This is a genomic window from Sphingopyxis macrogoltabida, from assembly GCF_001307295.1.
In the GTDB taxonomy this organism is placed as follows: Bacteria; Pseudomonadota; Alphaproteobacteria; order Sphingomonadales; family Sphingomonadaceae; genus Sphingopyxis; species Sphingopyxis macrogoltabida_B.
The window spans coordinates 3,761,029-3,783,764 of the sequence record NZ_CP012700.1; the positions used below are offsets into that span (position 1 = coordinate 3,761,029).

The window sequence follows — 22,736 nt, forward strand, 5'->3', positions numbered from 1 at the left end:
CGTAGCGAAAGGGGTGGCCAATGGGTCATCAGGCGCAGGACGGTGCCCGCAGCGAATCCGAAGAATCGCGTCTCGACCGGCTGGAAAGTCGGCTCGACAAGCTTGTTGCATTACTCGAAACCATGGTCACGGGGGCTCCGGAAACGGGACCGCCATCTGCCGCAGCCGCGCTCGCTCCCGATAGTCTTTTGCCTGCCTCCGAGCGCAAGGCGGACATCATTCGCCCGACCAGCTTTCCGAAGGCGCGCGCGCGCTTTGCCCGCGAAACGATTCGCCGCAGGCGCAAACGCGAGGAATATTTCCCGGCCGAACTATTTTCGGATGCCTGCTGGGACATTCTGCTCGACCTCTATGCCGCGCACTATGAGGGCGAAGCGGTATCGATTTCCAGCCTTTGCATCGCGGCATCGGTGCCGCAAACCACCGCCTTGCGGTGGATCGCCTTGCTGACCAACGAAGGATGGCTGGTCCGCTGGGCCGATCCGAACGACCGCCGGCGCTCGTACATCAAATTGAGCGACAGCGCGCGGGGCCGGCTGGATGCCTATTTCGACGACCTGCCCTATTAACGACAGTCGCTGAAGCAGGCGATTGCGCTATTTCGCTGACAACACCGTCTATCGTTTGCTGCGACGGATAAGGTTGGAGGCCCGAGCCGGAATCGAACCGGCGTATACGGATTTGCAGTCCGCTGCGTCACCACTCCGCCATCGGGCCTCAAAGCGCAGAAATGCGTGGAGACAGCGCCCCTAGCCGTTTCACTTCGCGACTGCAATCCGATTGTTGGGCAAATCGGCCGCAGTTCCGCGCCCGCTATCGAACCGACGCATTCGCGAAAGGGCGATGCGGGCTTGGCGGCACCCCCATTGCCAGCTATGCGGCGTCAGCATGGGGATGCACCTGTATTACTATTGCAATACAGCGCCGCTTCGGGTAGAGCTTCCCCGTAAGGATAAGACCCTTAGGAATCGGAAAACAGGCTGATGGCGACCCAATATAGCGAGATAAGCGCGGCCGACATGCGCGCGGCGATGATCGACAGCCAGCTGCGTCCCAGCGACGTCATCGATCCTGCCGTCATCGGTGCGATGGCCGAGGCGCCGCGCGAGGGCTATGTGCCGGCGGCGCTCGCGGGCGTTGCCTATATGGACCGCGCGATCGCGCTGGGTCAGGGCCGGGTGATCAATCCGCCGCTTGTCACCGGCCGTTTGCTCGCCGCGGCAGCGATCCGGCCGGGATCGCGCGTGCTGCTGGTCGGCAGCGCAACCGGCTATACTGCCGCGCTGCTCGCGCTGATGGATGCCGAGGTCCATGCCGTCGAGGAAGCGGCCGAGTTGATGGCGGCCGCTCAGGCCACCGCCACCGACGACAATATCCGATGGGTCCAAGGCCCGCTGCATGCCGGTGCGCCCGACGCCGCGCCGTTCGACCGCATCATCGTCGAAGGTGCGATCGAGACGCTGCCCGAGGCGCTCGCCGCGCAGCTTGCCGAAGGCGGGCGACTGGTCGCGGCGCGCCGCGAGGGTGCGGTGACCCGGCTGGTCCAGGGCGTCAAGACCGGCGGAACGATCGCGCTGCGCAGCTTCGCCGATATGGATGTCGCGCCGCTGCCCGGCTTTGCCGCCCCGGCGGGATTTCGCTTCTAAACGCCCTTCCCTCTTGCTTCAGGCGACGACCATAATGCACGATATCCAGATCAGACCGCCAATCCGCCGCGCGCGGCTGTTCGGCGGACTGGCGTTCGGCGCGCTGATGCTGGCATCGCAGGCGCAGGCCGAAACGCTGCAGGGGGCGCTCGCCAAAGCCTATGAGAATAACCCGACGCTGACCGCGGCGCGCGCCGGACAGCGTGCGAACGACGAAAATGTTCCGATCCAGAAAAGCTATGGCCTGCCGAACCTTGGCGGGCAGGTCGATTATCAGGAAAATATCGTCGTCCCGGGCAACAGCTTCACCTCGCCCGGCCGGGTGCTGAGCGCGACGGGGCAGTTTTCGGTCCCCATCTATCAGGGCGGTGCGGTGCGCAACGCCGTGAAGGCGGCGAAATATCGCGTCGAGGCGGGACAGGCCGATCTGCGTGCGACCGAAGCGAGCATCTTTTCGCAAGTTGTCGGCGCCTATATGGACGTCATCCGCGATCAGGCCATCGTCCAGCTCAATCAGAAGAATGTCTCGGTCCTGCGGACCAATTTGCAGGCGACGAGCGACCGCTTCGAGATCGGCGACCTCACCCGCACCGACGTCGCCCAGTCGGAAGCACGGCTGGCGCTCGCCGAGGGCGATCTGCGCACCGCCGAGGCGAACCTGATCGCCAGCCGCGAATCTTATATCCGGCTCGTCGGCGACGCGCCGGTCGACCTTGAAAGCCCGCCGACGCTGCCGAACCTGCCCGCGAGCGCCGAGGATGCGGTGGCGATCGCACTCACCAGCAATCCCGACATCGAGGCGGCAAACCAGATCGTCAACGCGAATCGCGCCGACATCGGCGTTGCTCGTGCTTCACGGATGCCCAAGTTGTCGGGCACGGTCGGCGGCGGCTATAGCGACTATCTCGGTTCGCTGCGCGGCACCGACCAGACCGGGGCGCGTTTCGCCCAGACGACGACGAGCGCACAGGCCGGCCTGTCGCTGACCGTCCCGCTCTTCCAGGGCGGCCGCCCCGCAGCGCAGGTTCGGCAGGCCCAGTCGCGCACCAGCCAGGCGATCGAAAATTATGTCGAGACCGAACGCGGCGTGATCGCGCAGACGCGCGGCGCCTATGCGGCGTGGCAGGCGAACGAGCGAATCATCGCGGCGACGCAGCAGGCGGTCGGCGCCAATGCGCTGTCGCTCGAAGGCGTACGCGCCGAAAACAGCGTCGGGACGCGCTCGATCCTCGACATATTGAACGCCGAACAGGAATATCTGAACACCCAGGTCCAGCTCGTCTCCGCGCGGCGCAACAGCTACGTCGCCGCCTTTTCCGTGCTCGCGGCGATGGGCAAGGCCGAGGCGCGCGACCTCGGCATCGAGGGCGGCGCGCTTTACGATCCGGCGGTCAATTATGAGCGCGTGCGCGGCAAGATCTTCGACTGGGACGACGATCCGAAGCCGCAGCAGCAATCGACCGACACGCGCAGCGTCCCCGCCGCCAACGCCAATGTCCCTGCCGGCGAACCGCTCCCCGGACAATAGGGCTTGGCAAGCGACGCCCCTCACCGGTATGATCATGGTTAATCGCCCTTGCCGGGCGCGCCGAAGGGGGATCTGATGGGCGACATGTCGCGAGAGCCATCGATGGAAGATATCTTGTCGTCGATCCGGCGCGTTATCGCGCGCGACGAGGCGCCGGGCGCCGCCCGCGATGCGCAGGCGGTCCGCGTCGAGGATATCCTCGACCTTCAGGACGAAGACGTCGGCGGCGGCGATCCCGCGCCGTCAAACGACGAGTTGGTGTCCGCGGCGAGTGCCGATGCTGCGCGCCAGTCGCTCGAAGCCTTGAGCGCGGCGGTGACGCCCGAGGCCGCGCCGGCGCGTGCTACCGAAGTTCCCGCATCGGCAGCGCGCACGATGGAAGACGTCGTTCTCGACGCGCTGCGCCCGATGCTCAAGGACTGGCTCGATACCAACCTGCCATCGCTCGTCGAGGCGATGGTGGCGAAGGAAATCAGCCGGATTACCGGCAAGCGGCCCTGACATTTCCGATTCCTCCCTGTGGCGAAGCCATGGGGAGGGGGACCGCCGCGAAGCGGTGGTGGAGGGGCCAAGGCGCCGCGCAATTTGCCCCTCCGTCAGCCTCTTCGAGACTGCCACCTCCCCATGGCTTCGCCACAGGGAGGATTATCGGGCCCAATCTTCCAGCAGGTGTCGGGCGATCGCCAGCGATGGCGGCGCCGTGAACGGCGCCCCCATGTCGCCCGCCAGCGCCGCGCGGACTTCGGCACGATCGACCCACATTGCCGCTTCGATTTCGGTCGTGTCGAGCGTCAGCGCGGGGTCGCACGCGACCGCGCGGCAGCCGATCATCAGCGACGATGGGAAGGGCCAGGGCTGGCTTGCGACATAGGTCACGTCGGACACGCGAATCCCGGCTTCTTCGAACAACTCGCGCGCGACCGCTTCCTCGAGCGATTCGCCGGGCTCGACAAACCCCGCGAGCGCCGAGAAGAAGCCCGGCGGAAAGCCGCCCTGCCGCCCGACGAGCACGCGCCTGTCGCATTCGGCGAGCATGATCACCACGGGATCGACGCGCGGAAAATGCTCGGCATTGCAGGCACCGCACTTGCGGCCCCAGCCGCCGCGAAACAACGCGGTCGGGACGCCGCACACCGCGCAGAAGCGATGCCGCGCGTGCCAGTCGACAAGACTGCGCGCGCCGCCGTAGAGCGCCGCCTCCTCGCCCGACAGCAAAGGCAGCAGACGCATGACGGTGCGCGAGCGCGCGTCGATTCGCTGGCCCGCAGCAGGCTCACGCACGAAATGCGGCACCCGGTCATCGTCGAGGCCGAGCAGCAGCAGTCCGCGGTCATCGTCAGGGTCGAGCGGCTCCCAGCGCAGCCCGCCGCCATCGCCGGGCACGAAATCGATTCCGTCGAGCGCGAGGCAGCGCGCCCGCGGATCGGACGTCGCCGCCGCAAAGGCATCGGCGTCGGTGCGCAACTGGTCAGCGCGGTCGAGCCGCGCGCCTGTGAAACCCAGCGGCAAAGTCATTAGGGCGTGTTCCTCCCACTGACGCATTCGAGGCGTCGAAATGGCGAAGATATCGACTTCGCGCGGCCGCCGCAGATGGTGGTTCCATTTGCAAGGCCGCGCGGAGACGAGATCGAAGCCATTTCGGCGTCCCTCCGGGATTTGACCGATTTTGTCGATGGCCGCGTCAGCGAGCCTTGGAATATATTCATATGCCTGCGCCTCGCTTCCTTGCCCTGTACAAAATCGCTTCAAACCTCGAATGCGTCAGTGGGAGGAACACGCCCTTAGCCCGCGACGTCCTTGAAGAAGGTCTCGCCGAACTTGCCCTGGAAGGAAACGGCGTCGGGCGGCATGATCTGCGTATAACCGGCCGCCCGATAACCGAGCCCGCGGTGAACGAAGCCGATCGTCCCCGCCGCGCCAGCCCAGCCGAAAATCCCTTCGCCGCCCGGCGAGGTCGGCAGCGACACGCGGCCGCCCGCACCGAAGCCTTCGCCGTCGATGAAGCTGCCCTTGCGGTCGACGCTGTCGGAGATGAGGTTCGACATCGCGAGCCGCGCGGTTTCGGGCTGCATCACCCGCACCCCGCCCGTCTCGCCTTCGCCGAGTAGCATCGCGAGGAACCGGTCGTAATCGCGCGCGCTCGACACCAGCCCGCCGCCGCCGAACGGATAGGGCGGCGGATCGAGATAGATCGAGTTGGCAGCGGGATCGAACGGGATCAGCGCGCCGCCGAACGGGGCGTAGTTGCTCGTGAAGCGCGCGACATCCTGCGCGCCGACCATGAAGCCCGTGTTCGACATACCGAGCGGATCGAACAGCCGCGCCTTGAGGAAGGCGTCGAAGGCTTGCCCCGACACGACCTCGATGACGCGGCCCATCAGGTCGAGACCGATCGAATAGCTCCATTTGGTGCCGGGCTCATAGACCAGCGGCAGCGCCGCGAGCCGGTCGGCCATCGCGGCAAGGCTCGGCGCAGGCTTCACGTCGGCAAAGCCCGGAATCGGCAGGCGGCTCGCCTGTCCGCCGACGATGCCGGCATCGTCATAGGCCTTTTTGATCGGACCCTTCTGGATGATGTTATAGCCGAGCCCCGCGGTGTGGGTGAGCAACTGGCGAACCGTGATCGGGCCCTTCGCCGGGCGCACGTCGGTGATCGAGCCATCGGGCGTGTTCTGCACATTCATCTTTGCGAACAGCGGCAGGAAATCGGCAATCGGCTGGTCGAGGGTCATCTTGCCGTCCTCGATCAGCAGCATCGCCGCGATGCCGGTGACCGGCTTGGTCATCGAATAGAGCCGCCAGAGCGTGTCGGGACCGACCGGGGTCGGCGCATCGTTCGATTGTACCCCGGCGCCGAAAAACACCGGCGCCTCCTGCCCCTTGCCGATCGCGGCGAGCGTGCCGACGAGTTCGCGGCGGTCGACGAAGCCTTTGATGAAGCTGTAGGTTCCGGGGTAAAGCTGCTCGCCGCCCGCCTTCCACGCGAAGGCATTGCGCGGCAGCAGCGCCGTCGCCCCGGCGGCGGCAAATCCGCCGAGCAGCGCGCGCCGCGAAACCATCATGTTCATGCGTCTCTCTCCCGCATCTTGTCGACCAGCTTGCGATAGAGCGTCGGCAGACCCGCCGCGTCAAGGTCCGAGACCGGCCACCATTCGCCTTCCGCTGCGGCATCGGTGGCTTCCGGGGGCGCCTCGCGGCGGATGAGGGTCAGCGTCAGGTCGAAATGGGTGAAACCATGATCGACGCTGGCGATTCCCGACTCGTCCACCGGAGTATTGGCCCATTCGCCGCCGGGGAGCGCGCGCATCCCGCCGAGCATGCCCTTGCCCGGCCGGCGGACCAGCCAGAGCCGGCCGTCCTGCTCGATCCACCACGCGACCCCGTGGCGATGCGGCTTGGCCTTCTTGGGCGGCTTGACCGGTATCCGCACGATATCGGCGCGCCCGCGCGCACGGCAATCGGCCATCACCGGACAGATCGCACAAGCGGGCGCACGCGGCGTGCAGATGGTCGCACCAAGGTCCATCAGCGCCTGCGCGAAATCGCCCGGACGATCTTCGGGCACCAGCGGCGCCAGCGCGGCGCGAATCTCGCGCTTCGCCAGCGGCAGCGGGGTGGTGATCAGCCGGTGGCGTGCGAGCACGCGTTCGATATTGGCGTCGATCACGACCGCCGGACGGCCGAAAGCCATCGCTGCGACCGACGCCGCGGTATAATCGCCGATCCCGGGCAAGGTGCGCAGGCCCGCCTCGCTGTCGGGGAAGCGCCCGCCATGCGCTGCGACCACCGTCCGCGCGCAGGCGAGCAAGTTGCGCGCCCGGGCGTAGTAGCCGAGCCCCGCCCACGCCGCCATGACGTCGGCGTCGTCGGCCGCGGCAAGGTCGGCAACCGTCGGCCAGCGTGCGGTGAATTTCAGGAAATAGCCGTTAACCGCTGCAACAGTGGTCTGCTGAAGCATGATTTCGGCAAGCCAGACGCGGTACGGATCGGGGACGGTGAGATCGCCCGGCCCGATCCGCCACGGCAGGTCGCGCGCCGCGCGGTCGTACCAGCTCAGGATGCGTCCCGCGAAATCGCCGGCCGTCGCGTCAATCGGATCGTCGATATGGTCGGATGTCTGGACGCTCACCCCCCGCCTATGGCATGGCGGATGCGATGACGAAAGACACGGGAGACCGGCCGCCCGCCAAAAAGGCGAAGGCAAAAGAGGGCAGCAAAAAGCCCAAGGCAAGCGCGCGCCCCTATGAACGCCCGCGTGGCGGCGAGGCGCGGTCGATCGCCGACCTTGTTCCCGAAATCGGCCGCACCGCCTTTCGCAAGTTCGGGTTCATCCAGTCGTCGGTGGTCAGCCGCTGGCGCGAGATCGTCGGCGACCGGCTCGCCGACGTCACCCAGCCCGCGATGATCCGCTTTCCGGCCGGCCAGAAAGCGGGCGGCACGCTGCACCTCACGATCAGCGGCGCGCACGCGCCGATGCTCCAGCATGTCGCGCCCGACATCATCGGCGCGGTCAACCGCTTCTTCGGCTATGCCGCGATCGCTACGGTGCGGATGACGCACGGCCAGGTGACGCCGGCGCCGCCCGTTCAGCCTCCGGCAATGCTGAAACCCGTACCGGCCGAACTGGGGGACAGTCTTCGCGACATCGGCGACCCGGAGCTCAGGACCGTGCTCGAACGCATGGCGGCCGGGCTGGCGACGGCACCGAAGCTTCCCCGCATCAGTTAGAAAGACCCGCGACGATGCCCGCTTACCGCTCCATCCTTTTCGGACGCCGCGCCGCGATCGGCGCCCTCGCCGCAGGGGCGCTGACGCTGATCGGCGCCGCCGCACCGGCCAAGCCCGCGGCGCCGCGCTGGTCGGCCAACGTCGCGACCACCGACATCGGCTCGTTCAGCATCGGCAACCCCAAGGCGAAAGTCCGGTTGATCGAATATTTCAGCTATACGTGCAGCCATTGCGCCGACTTCGCGCGGCTGGGCTCGGTGCCGCTGAAAACGCTGTATGTCGACAAGGGGCTGGTGGTCTTCGAATATCGCAACCTCGTCCGCGACCCGGTCGACATGACCGCCGCGCTCCTCGCCCGGTGCGGCGGCGGCAAGGCATTTGCGGGCAACCATCAGGCGATTTTCGCGGCGCAAAAGGTCTGGCTCGCCAAGGTCCAGAAGGCCAGCGAGGCCGAAATGAAGAGCTGGTATCAGGGCGATCTCGGCGCGCGGGCGAAAAAGATCGCCGCCTTTACCGGGCTCGACGCGCTGATGCGCGCGCGCGGCTATACGGCGGCGCAGCTCGATCGCTGCATGAACGACGGCGTTGCGCAGGCCGAACTCGAGGGCATGACCAATATCGCCTTTAACGGTGACCGGGTGAGAGGCACGCCGACCTTCTTCATCAATGGCCGCGAGGCCGGCACGACGACGTGGCCAGCGCTGAAAACGCCGCTCGACGCCGCGCTCAAGGGCTCCTAAAAGCCCGCCAAACCCTTTTCGTCCGGAGAGAAAACCCATGACCCGCACGCTGCGTATCGCCATCCTGTCCTCGCTCGGCGCACTCGCGCTTGCCGGCTGCGGCGACAGCAAGACCGACCCCGCCAAGGAACAGGATGTCATTGCCAAGGTCGCGGCGCCCGCGAACAAGAGCTGGTCGCAGACGGTCGCCGTCTCCCCCGATGGCGGCTATGTGATGGGCAACCCCGACGCGCCGATCAAGATCGTCGAATTCGCGTCGATCACCTGTTCGCACTGCGCCGAATTCTCGAAGGAAAGCCACGAAGAGATCAAGCGCGACTTCATCGATACCGGCCGCGTCAGCCTCGAACTCCGCAACTTCGTCCGCGATCCGCTCGACGCGTCGGCCGCCGCGATCATCCGCTGCGCGCCTGTCGACCGCTTCTACCCGCTGATCGAGAATACCTTCGCCTCGCAGGCCGAACTCTTCGCCGCGGCGCAGGCAAACCCGAAGGGCGGCGAGGAAGCGATGGCGCTGGCGCCCGCGCAGCGTTTCCCCGCGCTCGCCAAGGCTTGGAAGCTCGACACCTTCTTCCAGTCGCGCGGCGTGACCGCGGAGCAGGTGAACGCCTGCCTCGGCAAGATCGAGAATATCTCGAAGCTCGAAGAAGGCACCAACGCGGCGATCGAGAAATATCAGGTGCAGGGCACCCCGACCTTCCTGATCAACGGGCAGGTCGCCGAGGGTGTCGCGACCTGGCCGCTGCTCCGCGACCGGCTGCGCACGATGGGCGCGCGGTAGTATTACGCCCTCTCCTTCAGGGGAGGGCAGCGAGACTTGGCAGCTTGCTGCCTGGTCGCAGCGGGTGGGGGGCATCGGCCTTGGGCGGGGCCGATGCCCCCCCACCCACCCCAACCCAGTGTCAGGTAAACCGTCCCCCGGACGGTTTAGGTCATGCTGGGGGCATGACCGACCTGACACTCCTGAAGGGGAGGGGCTTAAACCCTTGCGACTCCCCCGGCCACACGGCATGACGGGTCGCAGGGGGAAATGTGACATCAAGGTTGCAACAGCTCCGATTCGATAGCCTGCGCGGGAGCTCTCCGTGCAGATAAAGCGCTTGCGCCTGACCGGTTTCAAAAGCTTCGTCGAACCCACCGAGCTGCGCATCGAACCCGGTCTGACCGGCGTCGTCGGTCCCAACGGCTGCGGCAAGTCGAACCTGCTTGAAGCGATTCGCTGGGTGATGGGCGAATCCTCGCCGAAATCGATGCGCGGGGGCGGGATGGAAGATGTCATCTTCGCCGGCACCTCGACCCGTCCGGCGCGCGACTTTGCCGAGGTCGCAATCCATTGCGACACCGAAGGGGCGCTGGTCGCCGGATTATCCGACGCGAGCGAAGGCCACGAACTCGAAATCATCCGCCGCATCGAACGCGGCGCCGGCTCCGCCTATCGCGCCAACAGCCGCGACGTGCGCGCCAAGGATGTCGCGCTGATCTTCGCCGACGCGGCAACCGGCGCGCACAGCCCGGCGCTGGTCAGCCAGGGCAAGATCGCCAATGTCATCGCGGCGAAGCCCACCGACCGCCGCGCCATGCTTGAGGAAGCGGCGGGCATCGCGGGGCTGCACGTCCGCCGCAAGGACGCCGAGCAGAAACTGCGCGCGACCGAAACCAACCTCACCCGCCTGTCCGAAATCGTCGCCGATATGGAGGTGCGCGCCAACGCGCTGCGCCGGCAGGCCCGCGCGGCGGAGAAATACAAGAGGCTGAGCGACGAGATCCGCGTCGCCGAAGCACGGCTCATCTATGCACGCTGGCGCGATGCGGCTGCCGCCGCCGACCAGGCGCGGCGCGACGCCGACGCGGCCGAAGCCGCGGTAAAGACCGCGCAGGACGAGCTCGAAACCGTCTCGAAGGCGCAGACCGAGGTTGCGACGCGCGTCGCTGCGGCGCGCAGCGATGCGCAGACGCAGCGCGACGCGCTGGCCGAGGCGACCGCGACGCAGGTGCGGCTGCAAGGCGAGGAACGCGCCGCGCTCCAACGCCTCGAAGATTTGGCGGCGCAGCAGCGACGCATCGCCGACGACCGTGCGCACGAAGGCGAACTGGCGCGCGAAGCCCATAGCGCGCTCACCGCACTCGATACCGAGACGAAATCGCTCGCGCAGGAGATCGCCGGGCACGACGCCGGCAAGGCGGCACTCGCCGAAGCCAGCCTCGCCGCGCAAGCGCGTCTCCGCGACGCCGAGGTCGCGCTGGCGCAGGCGCGCGCCAGAGCGGCGAGCGAAGCCGCCGACCGGCGCATCGCCGCCTCGGCCCGCGACAGCGCCGAAAGCGCGGTGCGCCGCGTCGCCGGCGACAAGGCGCGGGTCGACGCCGAAGTTGCCGCGCTTGGCGAGAGCGACGCGCTCGCCGCGCGGCAGATCGAAAGCGCCGCGGCTGCCGGCGAAGCCGAAGCCGCGATCGCGGCGGCCGAAACCGCGCTGCAGGACGCCGAGGCCGACCGCGAAGCCACCGCCGCCGACCTCGCGGGCGTCGAAGCCGGACTGGCCGAGGCCCGCGCCGCGCTCGCCGCGCTCGACGGCGAGGCCGCAACGCTCGAGCGTGCTTTGGCGGCAGCGCGTAGCGGCGACGACCGCGTTCTCGACCAGTTGCGCGTTGCCGCCGGCTATGAGGCCGCGCTCGCCGCAGCGCTCGGCGACGACCTCGACGCCGGAACCGACAGGCAGGCGGCGCGCAGTTGGGGCGGCGCCGACCCGGTAAAGGCCGATCCGGCGCTCCCGGCCGGGACCCGCACGCTCGCGGATTTCGTGACCGCACCGGCGGCACTTGCGCGGCGCCTCGCACAGGTTGCAGTCGCCGAAACCGACGACGGGCAACCGCTCGCGGTGGGCCAACGGCTGGTGACCACCGAAGGCGTGATGCGCCGCTGGGACGGCTTCGTTACCCGCGGCGACGGCGCGACCGCGACCGAGCGCCTGCAACGCCAGAACCGGCTCGACGCGCTCGCGGCGCAGCGACCACAGGTCGAACTGGGCGTGCAGGAATTGCGCGACCGGCGCGATGCCGCCGCGGCAAAGAGCGCCCGGATCGTCGAAGCTGCCGCAGCGGCGCGCAAGGCACTGGCGCAGGCCGACGAGGCGCGCCGGACCGCGCTGCGCGCTGCCGATCAGGCGCAAGCCGCGCTCGATCGTCACCGCGACGCCGCCGCGCTTTTCGACCGCCGGCTGGGCGAAATCGCCGAAGCCGCGAAAGAGGCTGCCGAGGCGCTGGCGGTGGCCGAAGCCGCGCTCGCGGCGCTGCCCGACGACAGCATCGCGCGCGCCGCGCTCGAAGCCGAAGAGGCAGCGGCCGAACGCGCCCGCACCGACGCCGGCACCGCCCGCGATGCGCTCGCCGCGCACGAACGCGCACTCGCGGCGCTGAACGAACGCCAGGCGGTGGTCAGCGCCGAGATCAAGAGCTGGAAGGCCCGCGCTGGCGAGGCCGCACGCCGCGTGACCGAAATGGACAAGCGCGCCGACGCGCTTGCCGCCGAGGCCGCCAAGCTTGCCGACCTGCCGGAGCGGCTCGCGGCGCAACGCGTCGCGGTCGAGCAGCAGCAGACCGCGCTGCGCGAAAAGGTAGGCGCCGCCGAAGCGCAGGAACGGGCCGCCGAAGCGGCGCTGCGCGAAGCCGAAACGGCGCTGGCCGCGATCCGCGAACGCGTCGCGGCCGCGCGCGAAACCCGCGCCGGCGCGATTGCACGCTCCGAAAATGCCGAGCTCCGCCGCATCGAAATGGGCCGCCTGTCGGGCGAGCGCTTCGAATGCCCGCCGCCGCTGCTGCCCCAGAAGGCCGGTTTCGACAGCGCCGAGGTCGGCGACGCCACGCACGAATCGACGCAGCACGACAGGCTGATCGCCGACCGCGAACGGCTGGGCCCGGTGAACCTCGTCGCTGCCGACGAGCTCGCCGAACTCGATACCGAGCGCGAAAAAAATGCCGCCGAGATCGAGGAACTGACGCAGGCGGTGAATCGCCTGCGCGGCTCGATCGGCAATCTCAACCGCGAGGGCCGGGTTCGCCTGCTGGCGGCGTTCGAGACGGTTAACGAGCATTTCCAGCGCCTTTTCACTACGCTGTTTAACGGCGGGCAGGCGCATCTCGAACTCGTCGATTCGGACGATCCGCTCGAGGCTGGGCTCGAGATCATGGCGCAGCCGCCGGGCAAGCGGCTCGGCACCCTGACACTGCTGTCAGGTGGCGAACAGGCGCTGACCGCCGTAGCGCTGATCTTCGGCCTGTTCCTGACCAATCCGGCGCCGATCTGTGTCCTCGACGAGGTCGACGCGCCGCTCGACGATGCGAATATCGAGCGTTTCTGCGACCTGCTCGACCGCATGACGCGCGAAACCAACACCCGCTATCTGATCGTCACCCATAATGCGGTGACGATGGCGCGCATGCACCGCCTGTTCGGGGTGACGATGATCGAAAAGGGCGTCAGCCGCCTTGTCTCGGTCGATCTGGGCGGTGCCGAGGAACTGCTCGCCGCGGAGTGATCAGGGCGCGCTGCCAACGACGAGCATCGCGGCGAAGACGAGCAGGCCCGCAAACCGATTGCTGCGGAACTTCGCCAGCGCATCGGCCTCGTTCGCCGGGTCGAGCGTCACCACCTGTCCGGTGAAATGCACCGCCGCCGGAAGCAATGCGACGAGCACCAGCGGATCGGGACGCACTGCCCATAATGCCCCGCCCCACGCCGCCAGTGCCGTGCCGTAGCAAAGCGCGACGCCGCCGCGGACATGACGCCCCATCGCGCGCGCACTCGACTTCACGCCGACAAGCATATCGTCCTCGATATCCTGCAGCGCATAGATTGTGTCATAGCCGATCACCCACGCGATGCAGCCGGCGTAGAGCAAGGGCAGCGCGAGGCCGTCCTGCCCGCCGACCGCTACCCACGCGACGAGCGCGCCCCAGCTGAACACAAGCCCCAGCCACGCTTGCGGCCACCAGGTGATGCGCTTCATGAACGGATAGCCCGCGACCAGCAGCAGACTGCCCAGCGCAACGATCTGCGCACCGCGCGGCAGCTGGAGCAGCACGGCCAGCCCGACAAGCGACAGGATCAGCGCCCACAGCAGCGCACGCCGCACCGATACCGCCCCGCTCGCGATCGGGCGCGACGCGGTGCGCGCAACCTTCGCGTCGAGGTCGCGGTCGACGATATCGTTATACACGCAGCCGGCACCGCGCATCGCAATCGCGCCGAGCAGCAGCCACAGGAACAGCGGCCAATGGCTGACCGCCCCGCCCCCGAGCGCAAGCGCGAAGGCGCACGGCCAGTAAAGCAGCCACCAGCCGATCGGCCGGTCGAAGCGCGCGAGCAGCGCATAGGGCCGCGCACGGGCCGGCAGCAGGGCGACGAAACCCCGGTGCTGGCTGTCGGGAGGATGGATTGCAGTCATCGGCCCCGGCGCGATAGCAGGGGGCGGCGCGCCGATAAATGCCGATTTTGTCCGCGCGCCGCGCGGCGCGTCAGCAGCTCGATTTGGTACCGGGGCTATAGACCTGAGTCAGGTCGCGCGTTTCGCGGACATTGAAGGCGGCCATCGACTTGATCGTCTTCGGTCCCAACCATTTGCCGTAGACGAGGGGCTGATATTTATAGCTGATCTCGACGAACATCACCGCCGTACCGCCGGCTGCGGTCACTTCCTTGCCCTTGTCTCCCATGCCGGCGAAACTCTTGCCCGTCGCCCCCGTTCCTTCCGTACCGTAGGCCGACGCAACGGCAAGCTTGCCGTAGCAGCGCTGCCATTTGATCGTCTGGCCGCCGTCGTTGTTGCGCTGGAGACTCGACAGGATGATGCGGCCGTTATTCTGGAAATCCAGCCCGACACCCTGTTTCTCGATGCCCGCGAACACCTCGTTGATATCGGCCTCGCGCACCTGCGGCAGCGCGAGGTTGCTCCCCGCCGCGATGCGCGAAGCGTTGTCGGCAACGCTGAGGCCGATCTGGCTGATCCGCGTATTGACGAGCGTCAGGTTGGCGACCTCGAGCCCGCCGAAGCCGATGAGGACGAGGATCGGGATGGCAAAGGCCATTTCGATCATGATCGCGCCGCGCACATTGCGCGCCAGGCGCCGGGTTGCGATCCGCGCACGGCGGAGAAGGTCGGGACGGGCGATCATTTGCATTCGTCCGGCGGCGCATCGGTGCCGTTCGCGAAAGGCTGGTTGCGCAGCACCGTCGACGACGACAATGTCGTCTCCTGCGGCTGGCCCAGCATGTACCACACCGGCAGGACGCGTTTGAACTTCATCGACGCGGTGTAAAGGACGACGTCGCCCGCAGTGCCGTTGCTGTCGCGGCCGCGGTCGCGATCCCACCGGCCGTTCTTGTTGAAGTCGTCGAAACATTCACCGGGGTCGTACCGGCCGTTTTTCGGCTTGTCGTCGGTATAGCGCTCCTCGGTACCCACTTGGTCGAAGGTATCATAGGCCTTGCGGGTGAAGGTCACATCGGCGTGGTTGAACACGTTCAGCACCTGCGCCTTGACCCGGTCGTCGAGCGCTTTCTGGTTGGTCGCAAATTGCTCGAGCGTCGAATCGCGGCCCGCCTTGCTGACGGCGCCCTGCAGCACCTGCTGTGCATACATTTGCCAGCAATAGTCGAAGATGCCCATAAGCAGGAGCAGGAAGACCGGCGCGGTGAGCGCGAATTCGACCATCGCCACGCCGCGCTTGTTGCGGCGCAGGCGGCGGATCAGGGCGTGGCGGCGCGTCATTGCGATAGCCTCAGCTTCGAAATCTGCCGTGCGATCGACTGGAAATTCGCGTTCAGCTCTGCCGAATCGTCCGATTCATAAGCTTTGCCCGAAGTCGAACAGCTGTCGAGCTGGGTATTGGTCCCGACGCCGAACGACACAACCCAGATGGTGACGCCGAGTTCGCGCGTCCGCCGGCAGAGCTGGACGAAGCGGTTGTTGTGCCGCGCGACGGCATCATTGTCGCTGGTCGCGCCGATGCGCTGCATCGTGATCTCATTGCCCTGGTGCGACAGATTGTCGCGCGGCGCGGTCATGTCACCGTCGGTCATGAAGACGATATGGCGGCTGATCGGCCGGTTGTTTGACGCGGTCGCATTTTCGCTGGCGAACAGGCCGACCGGCGAAATCAGCCGCGCGCCCCACGCCATGCCGGCGTCGTGGTAGGTATACCCCTTGGGCTGCAGAGCGTTGATATAGGCTTCGAAGGTCGACTTGTCCGCCTTCGTCATCTTGGTCAGCTTCATCGCCGCGACCGGACAGGCGCCATAGTCGCTGGTCAGCGAACGCGTCGCAAAGCTCGAGCTGTTGGTCGTGCTCGTCGTGTTGCTGCTCGACGACCGGCCATAGGCGACCTCGGACAGGAACATCTGCCACTGGGTGTCGGCATCGCTCGGGTCGGGGACCAGCGTGATGTTCATGTCGAGCGCGTCGTCGGGCGCGGTCGCGGTCGGGCCGAAGGGGTCGGTAGCGCGTTCGATGATGCAGCCGTTCCAGGCAACGGTAACGTCCGCGCCGTTCGTGCCAGTGTTGGTGACGAGCGAATTGCCCTGTTTCACCGCGGTGACGTCGAACGAGCGATTCTGGTAGGTATAGTTCTGGAACGTCTTGATCGGCTCTTCGGTCACGGTTTCCTTGAAGGTCCGCGTGAAGGTCATCGTCCGTTCCTGCAACTTGCACTTGTTGCTCGAGGTCGTGTAGCGATAGCTGTAATAGACGTATTTCTGGTTGCGGTCGTACGTCGTGATGCGGTCGCCCTCACCATCGATGAACTGCGCGGTCTGGTTGCGCGTCGGCGTCCCGCTGGCCGTCGGCGTCGTGTCGGGCGGCGGGTTCGCATTGTTGTTGCAGAAGCTCTTGTCGACGTTCGATCCGCTCGACCAGCTTCCCGCAGTGGTGGTGCCGTCGTTGTAGGTGTTGCTGATCTCGGTCGACGCGTTGCCGTAGGTGATCTTGAAATTGGGCGTCCGCGACGGCAGCGTCGTTTCGTTCGCCAGCCAGTCGGGATTCTTGGCGCGCAGGATCTGCCCGACATTGACCGTCGAGCTATAGGGAACGACCCCGAAACGCAGCTGGCCGTCGCCGATATCGGCCTTGGTCAGCGTGTCGAAAAAGTCGATCGCCGCGGTGCGCAGGCCCTGAATCTTCGTTACCGTATCCGACCCGTTGGCGCGCGCCATCGATCCCGTCACGTCGAGCACGAGCATCACGTCGACGTTCGAGATTTCGAGCTTCGCGGTGCAATTGACCGACAGGTCGAACTTGTCGGTGCCGAAAATATACATGATCGCGGTCGGCAGCTTCACACTCGCGGTGCCGGTGACGTCCGCCGTGTTCGGCGCGCTCGACGAGAAAGTCGCGGTGTTGCTGCCGTAAATTCCGGACGGCATGTTGAAGTTGAACATCTTGTTCGCTTCGGCTTTCGCCGTATCGGAATAGGTGCCCGCCGCCATCGCGCGGCGCCCCGCCAGCACGCCGGCGTCGCACGCCTGCTGGAGGCGGAGCTGCGTCATATAGGCGCGGCCGATATCGACACCCGATCCGACGATGCCGATGACCGGCACGATCGCCGCGGCAGTCAGAATCAGGGCATTGCCGCGCTGGTCGCGCGCAAGTGCTTTTCCTGTTTGCCGCAAGCGGCTGAAAATGGTCCCACCCATGGTCAAAACCCCTCTTGGACCAGGCTCACAGCCCACCCGGATGCGCGACTGGTATCGTCGCACTAGCGGGAAACTGCTTACCAAATGGCTAATCGACCCCGCGGCGTTTGGCGGCCAAACGGCTGATTTGCTCCGTTTCAGGACAGATTCGCCGTCCTGCCGCAAAAGATGCACAAGGAATCGCCTTCTGCTATTGCGTGCGCCATGCCCGCGACACCCGCCTGGCCGCCCGCCAGCACCCCCCGCCTGTTCATCGACACCCCGCTCGGACCCGATGCCGCGCCGGTGATCGACGGCAGTTCGGCGCATTATCTGCTCGGCGTCATGCGGCTGAAGGCAGGTGATCCGGTCTTGCTGTTCGACAACCGCAGCGGCGAATGGCTGGCGGTCGTCGCCGACGCCGGCAAGCGGTCGCTGACCGTGCGGATCGAGCGCCAGACGCGTCCGCTCGAACGCGTGCCCGACCTCTGGCTCTGCTTTGCGCCGGTCAAGAAGGCGCGGCTCGACTGGATTATCGAAAAGGCGACCGAACTCGGCGTCGCGCGCCTGCAGCCGGTGATCACCGAACGGACGATCGTCGAGCGGGTGAAGGCGGAACGGATCGCAGCGCAGATCGTCGAGGCATGCGAGCAATGCGGCCGCACCGCCCTTCCCGCACTCGCCGACCCCGTAAAGCTGCCGCAGCTTTTGCGGGACTGGCCGGCCGAACGTGCGCTCCTGTTCGCGGACGAAGCCGGCGGCGCAGCTTTCAATAGCGTCGATGCCCCGGCCCCGGCGGCAATTCTGACCGGGCCCGAAGGCGGCTTTACGACCCGCGAACGCGACCTGCTGCTGGACTGTTCCGCAGTCCGCCGCGTCGCGCTGGGCCCGCGCATCCTGCGCGCCGAAACCGCCGCGATCGCGGCGACCGGCCTGTGGATGGCGAAGCATGGCGACTGGAGCGGCGGCTAACCATATTTGTGCCCATCCGACACAATGAAGGCCCAAACTTCACAATCTTAACCCGCTGTTAGCCACAACTGCCCCATAGCGCCGCCATGCAGCGGCGGGACCAGAGCCGAAACTGCTGGTGTGGGGACCAGTATGTGCAGCTATTGCGAGCGTTGATGGCGCTCGCCTGTCTGGCGGCGGGTCTCGTCGCTGCGCCCGTCGGGGCGCAGGCCACCACGACGTACAGCAACACGACCACCGGAACGATCAGCGAGACCGCGACCCCGTGCACCGCCCCGCTGGTGCGCAATTTCACCGTCGCGTCGAACGCCCAGATCACCGACGTCGATATCGGCGTCCAGCTCAGCCACACCTATCGCGGCGACCTTCGCGCGACGCTGGTGTCGCCCGGCGGCACGGTGGTCAGCCTGATCACCAACGTCGGCACGTCGGCGGACAATCTGAACGTCCTGTTCGACGACGGCGCGGCCGCGAGCATCTCGACACACAGTTCGAACGACAACACGACAGCGGCCCCGCCCTATCAGCGCAATTTCAGGCCCGAAGGCTCGCTCGCCAGCTTCAACGGCGAAGCGTCGGCGGGAAGCTGGCAATTGACGATCTGCGATTCGCTGAACGGCGACAGCGGCAGCTTTGCCCGTGCACATCTCTATCTCACCACCGTACCGCTCACGCCCTATGCCGACCTTTCGCTGACCAAGACGGTGAGCAGCGCGTCGCCGGCGTTCGGCGCGAGCATCAGCTATACGTTGAGCGTCACCAATGCGAGCGCCTCGCCGCTCACCGCCACCGGCGTCACGGTACAGGACAGCCTGCCGCCGGGGTTCGCCTTCACCGGCGCCTCGGGCGTCGGAAGCTACAGCAGCGGTACGGGCGTCTGGACCGTCGGGAGTATCCCGCCGGGCACGACACGAACGCTGACGATCAGCGGCACGGTGACCGCAACGTCGGGCGCCACCGTCACCAACAGCGCCGAGATCAGCGCCTCTTCGGCCTATGACACGGACTCGACCCCCGGCAACGGCGCCGCCGGCGAGGACGATGGCGATTCGGCAAGCTTCACCGTGTCGGGTACGCGCACCGCAGGCGTCGCGCCGACGCTCGTCTGCCCCGCGCTGACGACGACCCACGACTGGGACAATATCAGCTGGTCGGCCGGAGCGACCAGCGGCAGCTATGCGCTTGCCGGCATCGGCACGACCAACTTCGGCATCACGATCAGCGGCGGCAGCTTCCTCAGCAACGCGACCTATGGCGGACAGTCGCCGACGCGGCAGAATGTCGTCACCGGCGGACTGTCGCCGGCGCAATATTCGATCTTTGAACTTGTCGATTTCACCAGCCAGGCGGGCACCGCCACCTCGACGATCACCTTGCCGACCGCGGTTCCCGGCGCCCAGTTCCGGTTGTTCGACATCGATTATTCGTCGAGCCAGTTTGCCGACCGCGTGACCGTCACGGGCAGCTTCAACGGATCGCCCGTCATGCCCGTACTGACCAACGGGGCGAGCAATTATGTCATCGGCAACAGCGCCTATGGCGACGTCCTGTCGGCCGACACCAGCGCCAACGGTACGGTAACCGTAACCTTCACCGCCCCGGTCGATACCATCGTCATCGAATATGGCAGCCATTCGATCGCGCCCGCAAATCCCGGGCAGCAGGGGATGGCGATCCACGACATCGTCTTTTGCCGCCCGGTCGGCAATCTCGCGATCGCCAAGACGAGCGGCGTCGTCAGCGATCCGGTCAACGGCACCACCGACCCCAAGGCGATCCCCGGCGCAACGATGCGCTATTGCCTGCTCGTGACGAACAACGGCAGCAGCACCGCGACCACGATCAATATCGCCGATCCGCTGCCGCCGACGATGACCTTCGTTGCGGGCTCGATGCGCAGCGGAACAAGCTGTGCCGGGGCGACGACGGTCGAGGACGACAATGCCAGCGGCGCCGACGAAAGCGACCCGTTCGGCGCGTCGTTCGCGGGCGCGACCGTATCGGCGACTACCGCGACTCTCGCCCCGGCCGCCGCGATGGCGGTCGCGTTCAACGTGACGGTCAACTAATGGCTTCGCTGGCCCGCTTGGCGCGCCTGGGCGCACTCCTCCTCATCGCCGCCGGGGCCGGCGCGCCGGCGATGGCGCAGCGCGTCATCGTCAATCCCTCGTTCGAATCGAACAACCCGCAGGGCGCGGGCGCGGCGAATTACGAAATCTACACCAATGGATCGGTGACCGGCTGGGATTCGGCGTCGGGCGAGATCGAGCTGTGGGATACCGGCTTTCAGAGCGTTCCTGCCTATGACGGTTCGGTCTTCGCCGAAATGAACGCTAACGTGCCCGGCGCGCTCTACCAGAATATCTGCATGGTGAACGGCGAGACGATCGGCTGGACCTTTGCCCACCGCGCCCGCTCGGGCGGCCCGGCGACGCAGACCGCGCGCTTCCAGATCGCGAACGGCAGCGGCACGCTGATCCAGAATCTGGCGACGCAGGCATCGACCACGGCGAACCAGGTCTGGAACGTCAACACCGGCACCGCGACCTATAGCGGCGCGTCGGGCGTCCAGCGCGTCCAGTTCATCACCACCGACGCGGGCAGCTACGGCAATTTCCTCGACGACATCCGCATCACGCTCAATCCGTTCATCGAGCTGTCGACCGCGACCGCCTCGGGGGTCGAATCGATCGCGTCGGCGAACCTGCCGGGCCTTGTCGTCAGCGGCACCTTGTTCTCTGCGCGCACGGTCAACGTCAGCATTACCGGCGGCACCGCGACGCGCGGCACCGACTATACGACGCCCGGCGGCGGCGCGACCTTCACCGTCACCATTCCGGCCGGCACCTATCAGAATGTCACCGTCCCGCTCGGCATCCAGATCATCGACGATACGGTGACCGAGGGTAGCGAGACGATCCAGATCGCGCTGAACACGGGCACCGGCTACACCGTGTCGAGCACATCGAGCTGCGGCGGCACCCCGCGGACCGCCAGCACCTACACGATCACCGATAATGATTCGCCGGTCGTGCTCGCGAAGAGCTGGACGAACGGGATCGCGGGCGACGCGGTCGGGCTGTCGATTTCGGGGGGCCTCGTCCCCGTTGCCGGATCGTCGACCGTCGGCGGCAGCGCCACCAACGCCAGCACCGTCGCGGTCGCCGGAACGACGCTGACCCTGACCGAAAGCTTTACGACGGGATCGGCGGCGAATTACACCAGCAGCATCGAATGCCGCCGCAACAGCGACAATGCGGTGGTCGCGACCGGCGGCAGCGGGCTCAGCCGCACCGTGACGATGCCGTCGGGCACTTCGCTGACTTGTACCTTTACCAACAGCCGCAAGTCGGCGACGCTCGTCGTCCGCAAGACCTGGGTCAATGCCCAGACGACCAACGCGGTCACCGTGGCGAGCGACGGCTTCGTCAACGATGCGACGCTGTCCTCGGTCGCGAACAGCGCCAACGAAACCGACACCAATGCCGCGGTCACCGTCTATGCCGCCGAAAGCGGCGCGCTGACCGAAAGCTGGACGGTCGGCAATGGCGCTAATTATGCGCAGGCGCTCGCCTGCACCGGCAATACGACCGCGCTGGCGGGCAATATGTTGACGGTCAATCCCGCCGACACCGCGATCGTCTGTACCTTCACCAACAGCCGCATCGCGCAGCAGTTCCGCCTCGCCAAAACATGGTCGGGCGCCACGGTCGGCCACACCGCCGCCGCGACGACGAGCGGCGGCACCGCCAATGCCAGCTTCAGTTCGACCGCGCCGACCGCGACAAACGGAACGCAGGTCACGATGCGGGCGGGCGACGTCGTGAACCTTCCCGCCGAAAGCTGGGGCGGCGGCGCGGTCGCTGCGCTCTATAACGCCACGGTCGAATGCACCGGCGGCAGCCCGCTCGCCAGCGGCGCGACGGGACGGACGCTGACGATCCAGCCGAGCACGACGGCGACGGTGTGCACCTACACCAACGCCTATGTCCTGCCGCTCGCGATCGCCAAGACTTCGGTCGCCTATAGCGACCCGGTGAACGGGACGACGAACCCGAAGCTGATCCCCGGCGGATTCGCCGATTATAGCATCACCGTCACCGCGCCGTCGGGCACCGCACCGACGAGCAATAGCGTCGTCGTTACCGACGCGATCCCCGCCAACCTTGCGCTGTTCGTCGGCACCTATGCGCCCGGGCCCGGGCCGATCGGCTTTACCGCCGGGAGCAGCGGCCTGACCTACAGCTTCACCAGCCTCGCGAGCGGCAGCGACGACCTCAGCTTCTCGAGCGACGGCGGCTCGACCTGGACCTATACCCCGGTCGCCGACGCCAATGGTGTCGACACCAATGTCACCCATGTCCGCGTCAATCCGAAGGGCAGCATGGCACCGGGATCGAGCTTCACGATCAACCTGCGCGCGATGGTCGAATAGGCGGGCAAAAGGCGCTACAACAGCCGAT

18 protein-coding genes and 1 tRNA gene are annotated in these 22,736 nt (G+C 66.8%); 11 read left to right on the top strand and 8 right to left on the bottom strand.

The features are described from left to right. Positions 1-20: 20 nt before the first annotated feature. A complete protein-coding gene (locus AN936_RS17545; protein WP_149037703.1) occupies positions 21-569 on the top strand; it encodes a winged helix DNA-binding protein in 549 nt (182 codons plus the stop codon). A gap of 74 nt (positions 570-643) precedes the next feature. Here the strand turns inward: AN936_RS17545 and AN936_RS17550 are convergent. After that, positions 644-717: transfer RNA gene (locus tag AN936_RS17550), tRNA-Cys, on the bottom strand. A 266-nt stretch (positions 718-983) separates the two neighbouring features. Between AN936_RS17550 and AN936_RS17555 the strand changes: the two genes are divergently transcribed. From AN936_RS17555 to AN936_RS17565, 3 genes are all read left to right on the top strand, one after another. Continuing rightward, positions 984-1,646 carry a protein-L-isoaspartate O-methyltransferase family protein gene (locus AN936_RS17555; RefSeq protein WP_054589227.1) on the top strand — a complete coding sequence of 221 codons (663 nt, stop codon included), beginning with the start codon at positions 984-986 and terminating at the stop codon, positions 1,644-1,646. 34 nt (positions 1,647-1,680) lie between these two features. Beyond that, complete coding sequence (locus tag AN936_RS17560; protein ID WP_054590397.1) at positions 1,681-3,174, top strand: TolC family outer membrane protein; 1,494 nt, start codon at positions 1,681-1,683, stop codon at positions 3,172-3,174. Between the two features lie 75 nt (positions 3,175-3,249). After that, entirely contained in the window at positions 3,250-3,675 is a 426-nt protein-coding gene (locus tag AN936_RS17565) for a DUF2497 domain-containing protein (protein WP_054589228.1), read from the top strand. A gap of 144 nt (positions 3,676-3,819) precedes the next feature. Here the strand turns inward: AN936_RS17565 and nudC are convergent, their stop codons facing one another. The 3 genes from nudC to AN936_RS17580 all read right to left on the bottom strand — a co-directional run bounded on the left by nudC (position 3,820) and on the right by AN936_RS17580 (position 7,303). After that, positions 3,820-4,689, bottom strand: a complete 870-nt coding sequence (nudC, locus tag AN936_RS17570; protein ID WP_054589229.1) for an NAD(+) diphosphatase — start codon at positions 4,687-4,689, stop codon at positions 3,820-3,822. Positions 4,690-4,955: 266 nt separating this feature from the next. Then, on the bottom strand, positions 4,956-6,242 hold the full coding sequence (locus AN936_RS17575; protein ID WP_054589230.1) for a serine hydrolase domain-containing protein: 1,287 nt from the start codon (positions 6,240-6,242) through the stop codon (positions 4,956-4,958). Further along, positions 6,239-7,303, bottom strand: coding sequence for an A/G-specific adenine glycosylase (locus tag AN936_RS17580; RefSeq protein ID WP_420496816.1), 1,065 nt, complete (start codon positions 7,301-7,303; stop codon positions 6,239-6,241). Before AN936_RS17580 ends, AN936_RS17575 begins: the two co-directional genes overlap by 4 nt. A gap of 26 nt (positions 7,304-7,329) precedes the next feature. Here AN936_RS17580 and AN936_RS17585 point away from each other — a divergent pair, with 26 nt between their 5' ends. The 4 genes from AN936_RS17585 to smc all read left to right on the top strand — a co-directional run bounded on the left by AN936_RS17585 (position 7,330) and on the right by smc (position 13,171). After that, the gene (locus AN936_RS17585; protein ID WP_054590399.1) at positions 7,330-7,902 is read left to right on the top strand and encodes a DUF721 domain-containing protein; all 573 of its coding nucleotides are present in this window, start codon (positions 7,330-7,332) and stop codon (positions 7,900-7,902) included. A gap of 14 nt (positions 7,903-7,916) precedes the next feature. Continuing rightward, the gene (locus AN936_RS17590) at positions 7,917-8,642 is read left to right on the top strand and encodes a thioredoxin domain-containing protein (protein WP_054589231.1); all 726 of its coding nucleotides are present in this window, start codon (positions 7,917-7,919) and stop codon (positions 8,640-8,642) included. A gap of 37 nt (positions 8,643-8,679) precedes the next feature. Next, positions 8,680-9,423 carry a thioredoxin domain-containing protein gene (locus AN936_RS17595; protein ID WP_054589232.1) on the top strand — a complete coding sequence of 248 codons (744 nt, stop codon included), beginning with the start codon at positions 8,680-8,682 and terminating at the stop codon, positions 9,421-9,423. Positions 9,424-9,727: 304 nt separating this feature from the next. After that, positions 9,728-13,171, top strand: coding sequence for a chromosome segregation protein SMC (smc, locus tag AN936_RS17600; protein ID WP_054589233.1), 3,444 nt, complete (start codon positions 9,728-9,730; stop codon positions 13,169-13,171). Here smc and ubiA read toward each other — a convergent pair whose 3' ends face one another. The 4 genes from ubiA to AN936_RS17620 form a co-directional block, all read right to left on the bottom strand. After that, the gene (gene ubiA / locus AN936_RS17605; protein ID WP_054589234.1) at positions 13,172-14,080 is read right to left on the bottom strand and encodes a 4-hydroxybenzoate octaprenyltransferase; all 909 of its coding nucleotides are present in this window, start codon (positions 14,078-14,080) and stop codon (positions 13,172-13,174) included. Positions 14,081-14,150: 70 nt separating this feature from the next. Then, complete coding sequence (locus AN936_RS17610) at positions 14,151-14,813, bottom strand: TadE/TadG family type IV pilus assembly protein (RefSeq protein WP_084758488.1); 663 nt, start codon at positions 14,811-14,813, stop codon at positions 14,151-14,153. Beyond that, a complete protein-coding gene (locus tag AN936_RS17615) occupies positions 14,804-15,403 on the bottom strand; it encodes a TadE/TadG family type IV pilus assembly protein (RefSeq protein WP_054589236.1) in 600 nt (199 codons plus the stop codon). The genes AN936_RS17610 and AN936_RS17615 overlap by 10 nt, the downstream gene beginning before the upstream one ends. Next, entirely contained in the window at positions 15,400-17,322 is a 1,923-nt protein-coding gene (locus AN936_RS17620) for a TadE/TadG family type IV pilus assembly protein (protein ID WP_054589237.1), read from the bottom strand. Before AN936_RS17620 ends, AN936_RS17615 begins: the two co-directional genes overlap by 4 nt. A 204-nt stretch (positions 17,323-17,526) precedes the next feature. Here AN936_RS17620 and AN936_RS17625 point away from each other — a divergent pair, with 204 nt between their 5' ends. The 3 genes from AN936_RS17625 (at position 17,527) to AN936_RS17635 (ending at position 22,708) form a co-directional block, all read left to right on the top strand. After that, complete coding sequence (locus tag AN936_RS17625) at positions 17,527-18,273, top strand: 16S rRNA (uracil(1498)-N(3))-methyltransferase (protein ID WP_054589238.1); 747 nt, start codon at positions 17,527-17,529, stop codon at positions 18,271-18,273. Positions 18,274-18,428: 155 nt separating this feature from the next. Further along, the gene (locus AN936_RS17630; protein WP_234715619.1) at positions 18,429-20,342 is read left to right on the top strand and encodes a proprotein convertase P-domain-containing protein; all 1,914 of its coding nucleotides are present in this window, start codon (positions 18,429-18,431) and stop codon (positions 20,340-20,342) included. Next, complete coding sequence (locus AN936_RS17635; protein ID WP_054589240.1) at positions 20,342-22,708, top strand: beta strand repeat-containing protein; 2,367 nt, start codon at positions 20,342-20,344, stop codon at positions 22,706-22,708. The genes AN936_RS17630 and AN936_RS17635 overlap by 1 nt, the downstream gene beginning before the upstream one ends. The last annotated feature ends 28 nt before the right edge of the window (positions 22,709-22,736 follow it).

Excerpts from the sequence above, each read along its gene's own strand:
- AN936_RS17585 (WP_054590399.1), top strand. The coding sequence starts at position 7,330 with ATGACGAAAGACACGGGAGACCGGCCGCCCGCCAAAAAGGCGAAGGCA.
- AN936_RS17560 (WP_054590397.1), top strand. The coding sequence starts at position 1,681 with ATGCACGATATCCAGATCAGACCGCCAATCCGCCGCGCGCGGCTGTTC.
- AN936_RS17555 (WP_054589227.1), top strand. The coding sequence starts at position 984 with ATGGCGACCCAATATAGCGAGATAAGCGCGGCCGACATGCGCGCGGCG.
- AN936_RS17615 (WP_054589236.1), bottom strand. The coding sequence starts at position 15,403 with ATGACGCGCCGCCACGCCCTGATCCGCCGCCTGCGCCGCAACAAGCGC.
- nudC (WP_054589229.1), bottom strand. The coding sequence starts at position 4,689 with ATGACTTTGCCGCTGGGTTTCACAGGCGCGCGGCTCGACCGCGCTGAC.
- AN936_RS17635 (WP_054589240.1), top strand. The coding sequence starts at position 20,342 with ATGGCTTCGCTGGCCCGCTTGGCGCGCCTGGGCGCACTCCTCCTCATC.
- AN936_RS17590 (WP_054589231.1), top strand. The coding sequence starts at position 7,917 with ATGCCCGCTTACCGCTCCATCCTTTTCGGACGCCGCGCCGCGATCGGC.
- ubiA (WP_054589234.1), bottom strand. The coding sequence starts at position 14,080 with ATGACTGCAATCCATCCTCCCGACAGCCAGCACCGGGGTTTCGTCGCC.
- AN936_RS17565 (WP_054589228.1), top strand. The coding sequence starts at position 3,250 with ATGGGCGACATGTCGCGAGAGCCATCGATGGAAGATATCTTGTCGTCG.
- AN936_RS17610 (WP_084758488.1), bottom strand. The coding sequence starts at position 14,813 with ATGCAAATGATCGCCCGTCCCGACCTTCTCCGCCGTGCGCGGATCGCA.
- AN936_RS17575 (WP_054589230.1), bottom strand. The coding sequence starts at position 6,242 with ATGAACATGATGGTTTCGCGGCGCGCGCTGCTCGGCGGATTTGCCGCC.
- AN936_RS17620 (WP_054589237.1), bottom strand. The coding sequence starts at position 17,322 with ATGGGTGGGACCATTTTCAGCCGCTTGCGGCAAACAGGAAAAGCACTT.
- AN936_RS17630 (WP_234715619.1), top strand. The coding sequence starts at position 18,429 with ATGGCGCTCGCCTGTCTGGCGGCGGGTCTCGTCGCTGCGCCCGTCGGG.
- AN936_RS17625 (WP_054589238.1), top strand. The coding sequence starts at position 17,527 with ATGCCCGCGACACCCGCCTGGCCGCCCGCCAGCACCCCCCGCCTGTTC.
- AN936_RS17595 (WP_054589232.1), top strand. The coding sequence starts at position 8,680 with ATGACCCGCACGCTGCGTATCGCCATCCTGTCCTCGCTCGGCGCACTC.
- AN936_RS17545 (WP_149037703.1), top strand. The coding sequence starts at position 21 with ATGGGTCATCAGGCGCAGGACGGTGCCCGCAGCGAATCCGAAGAATCG.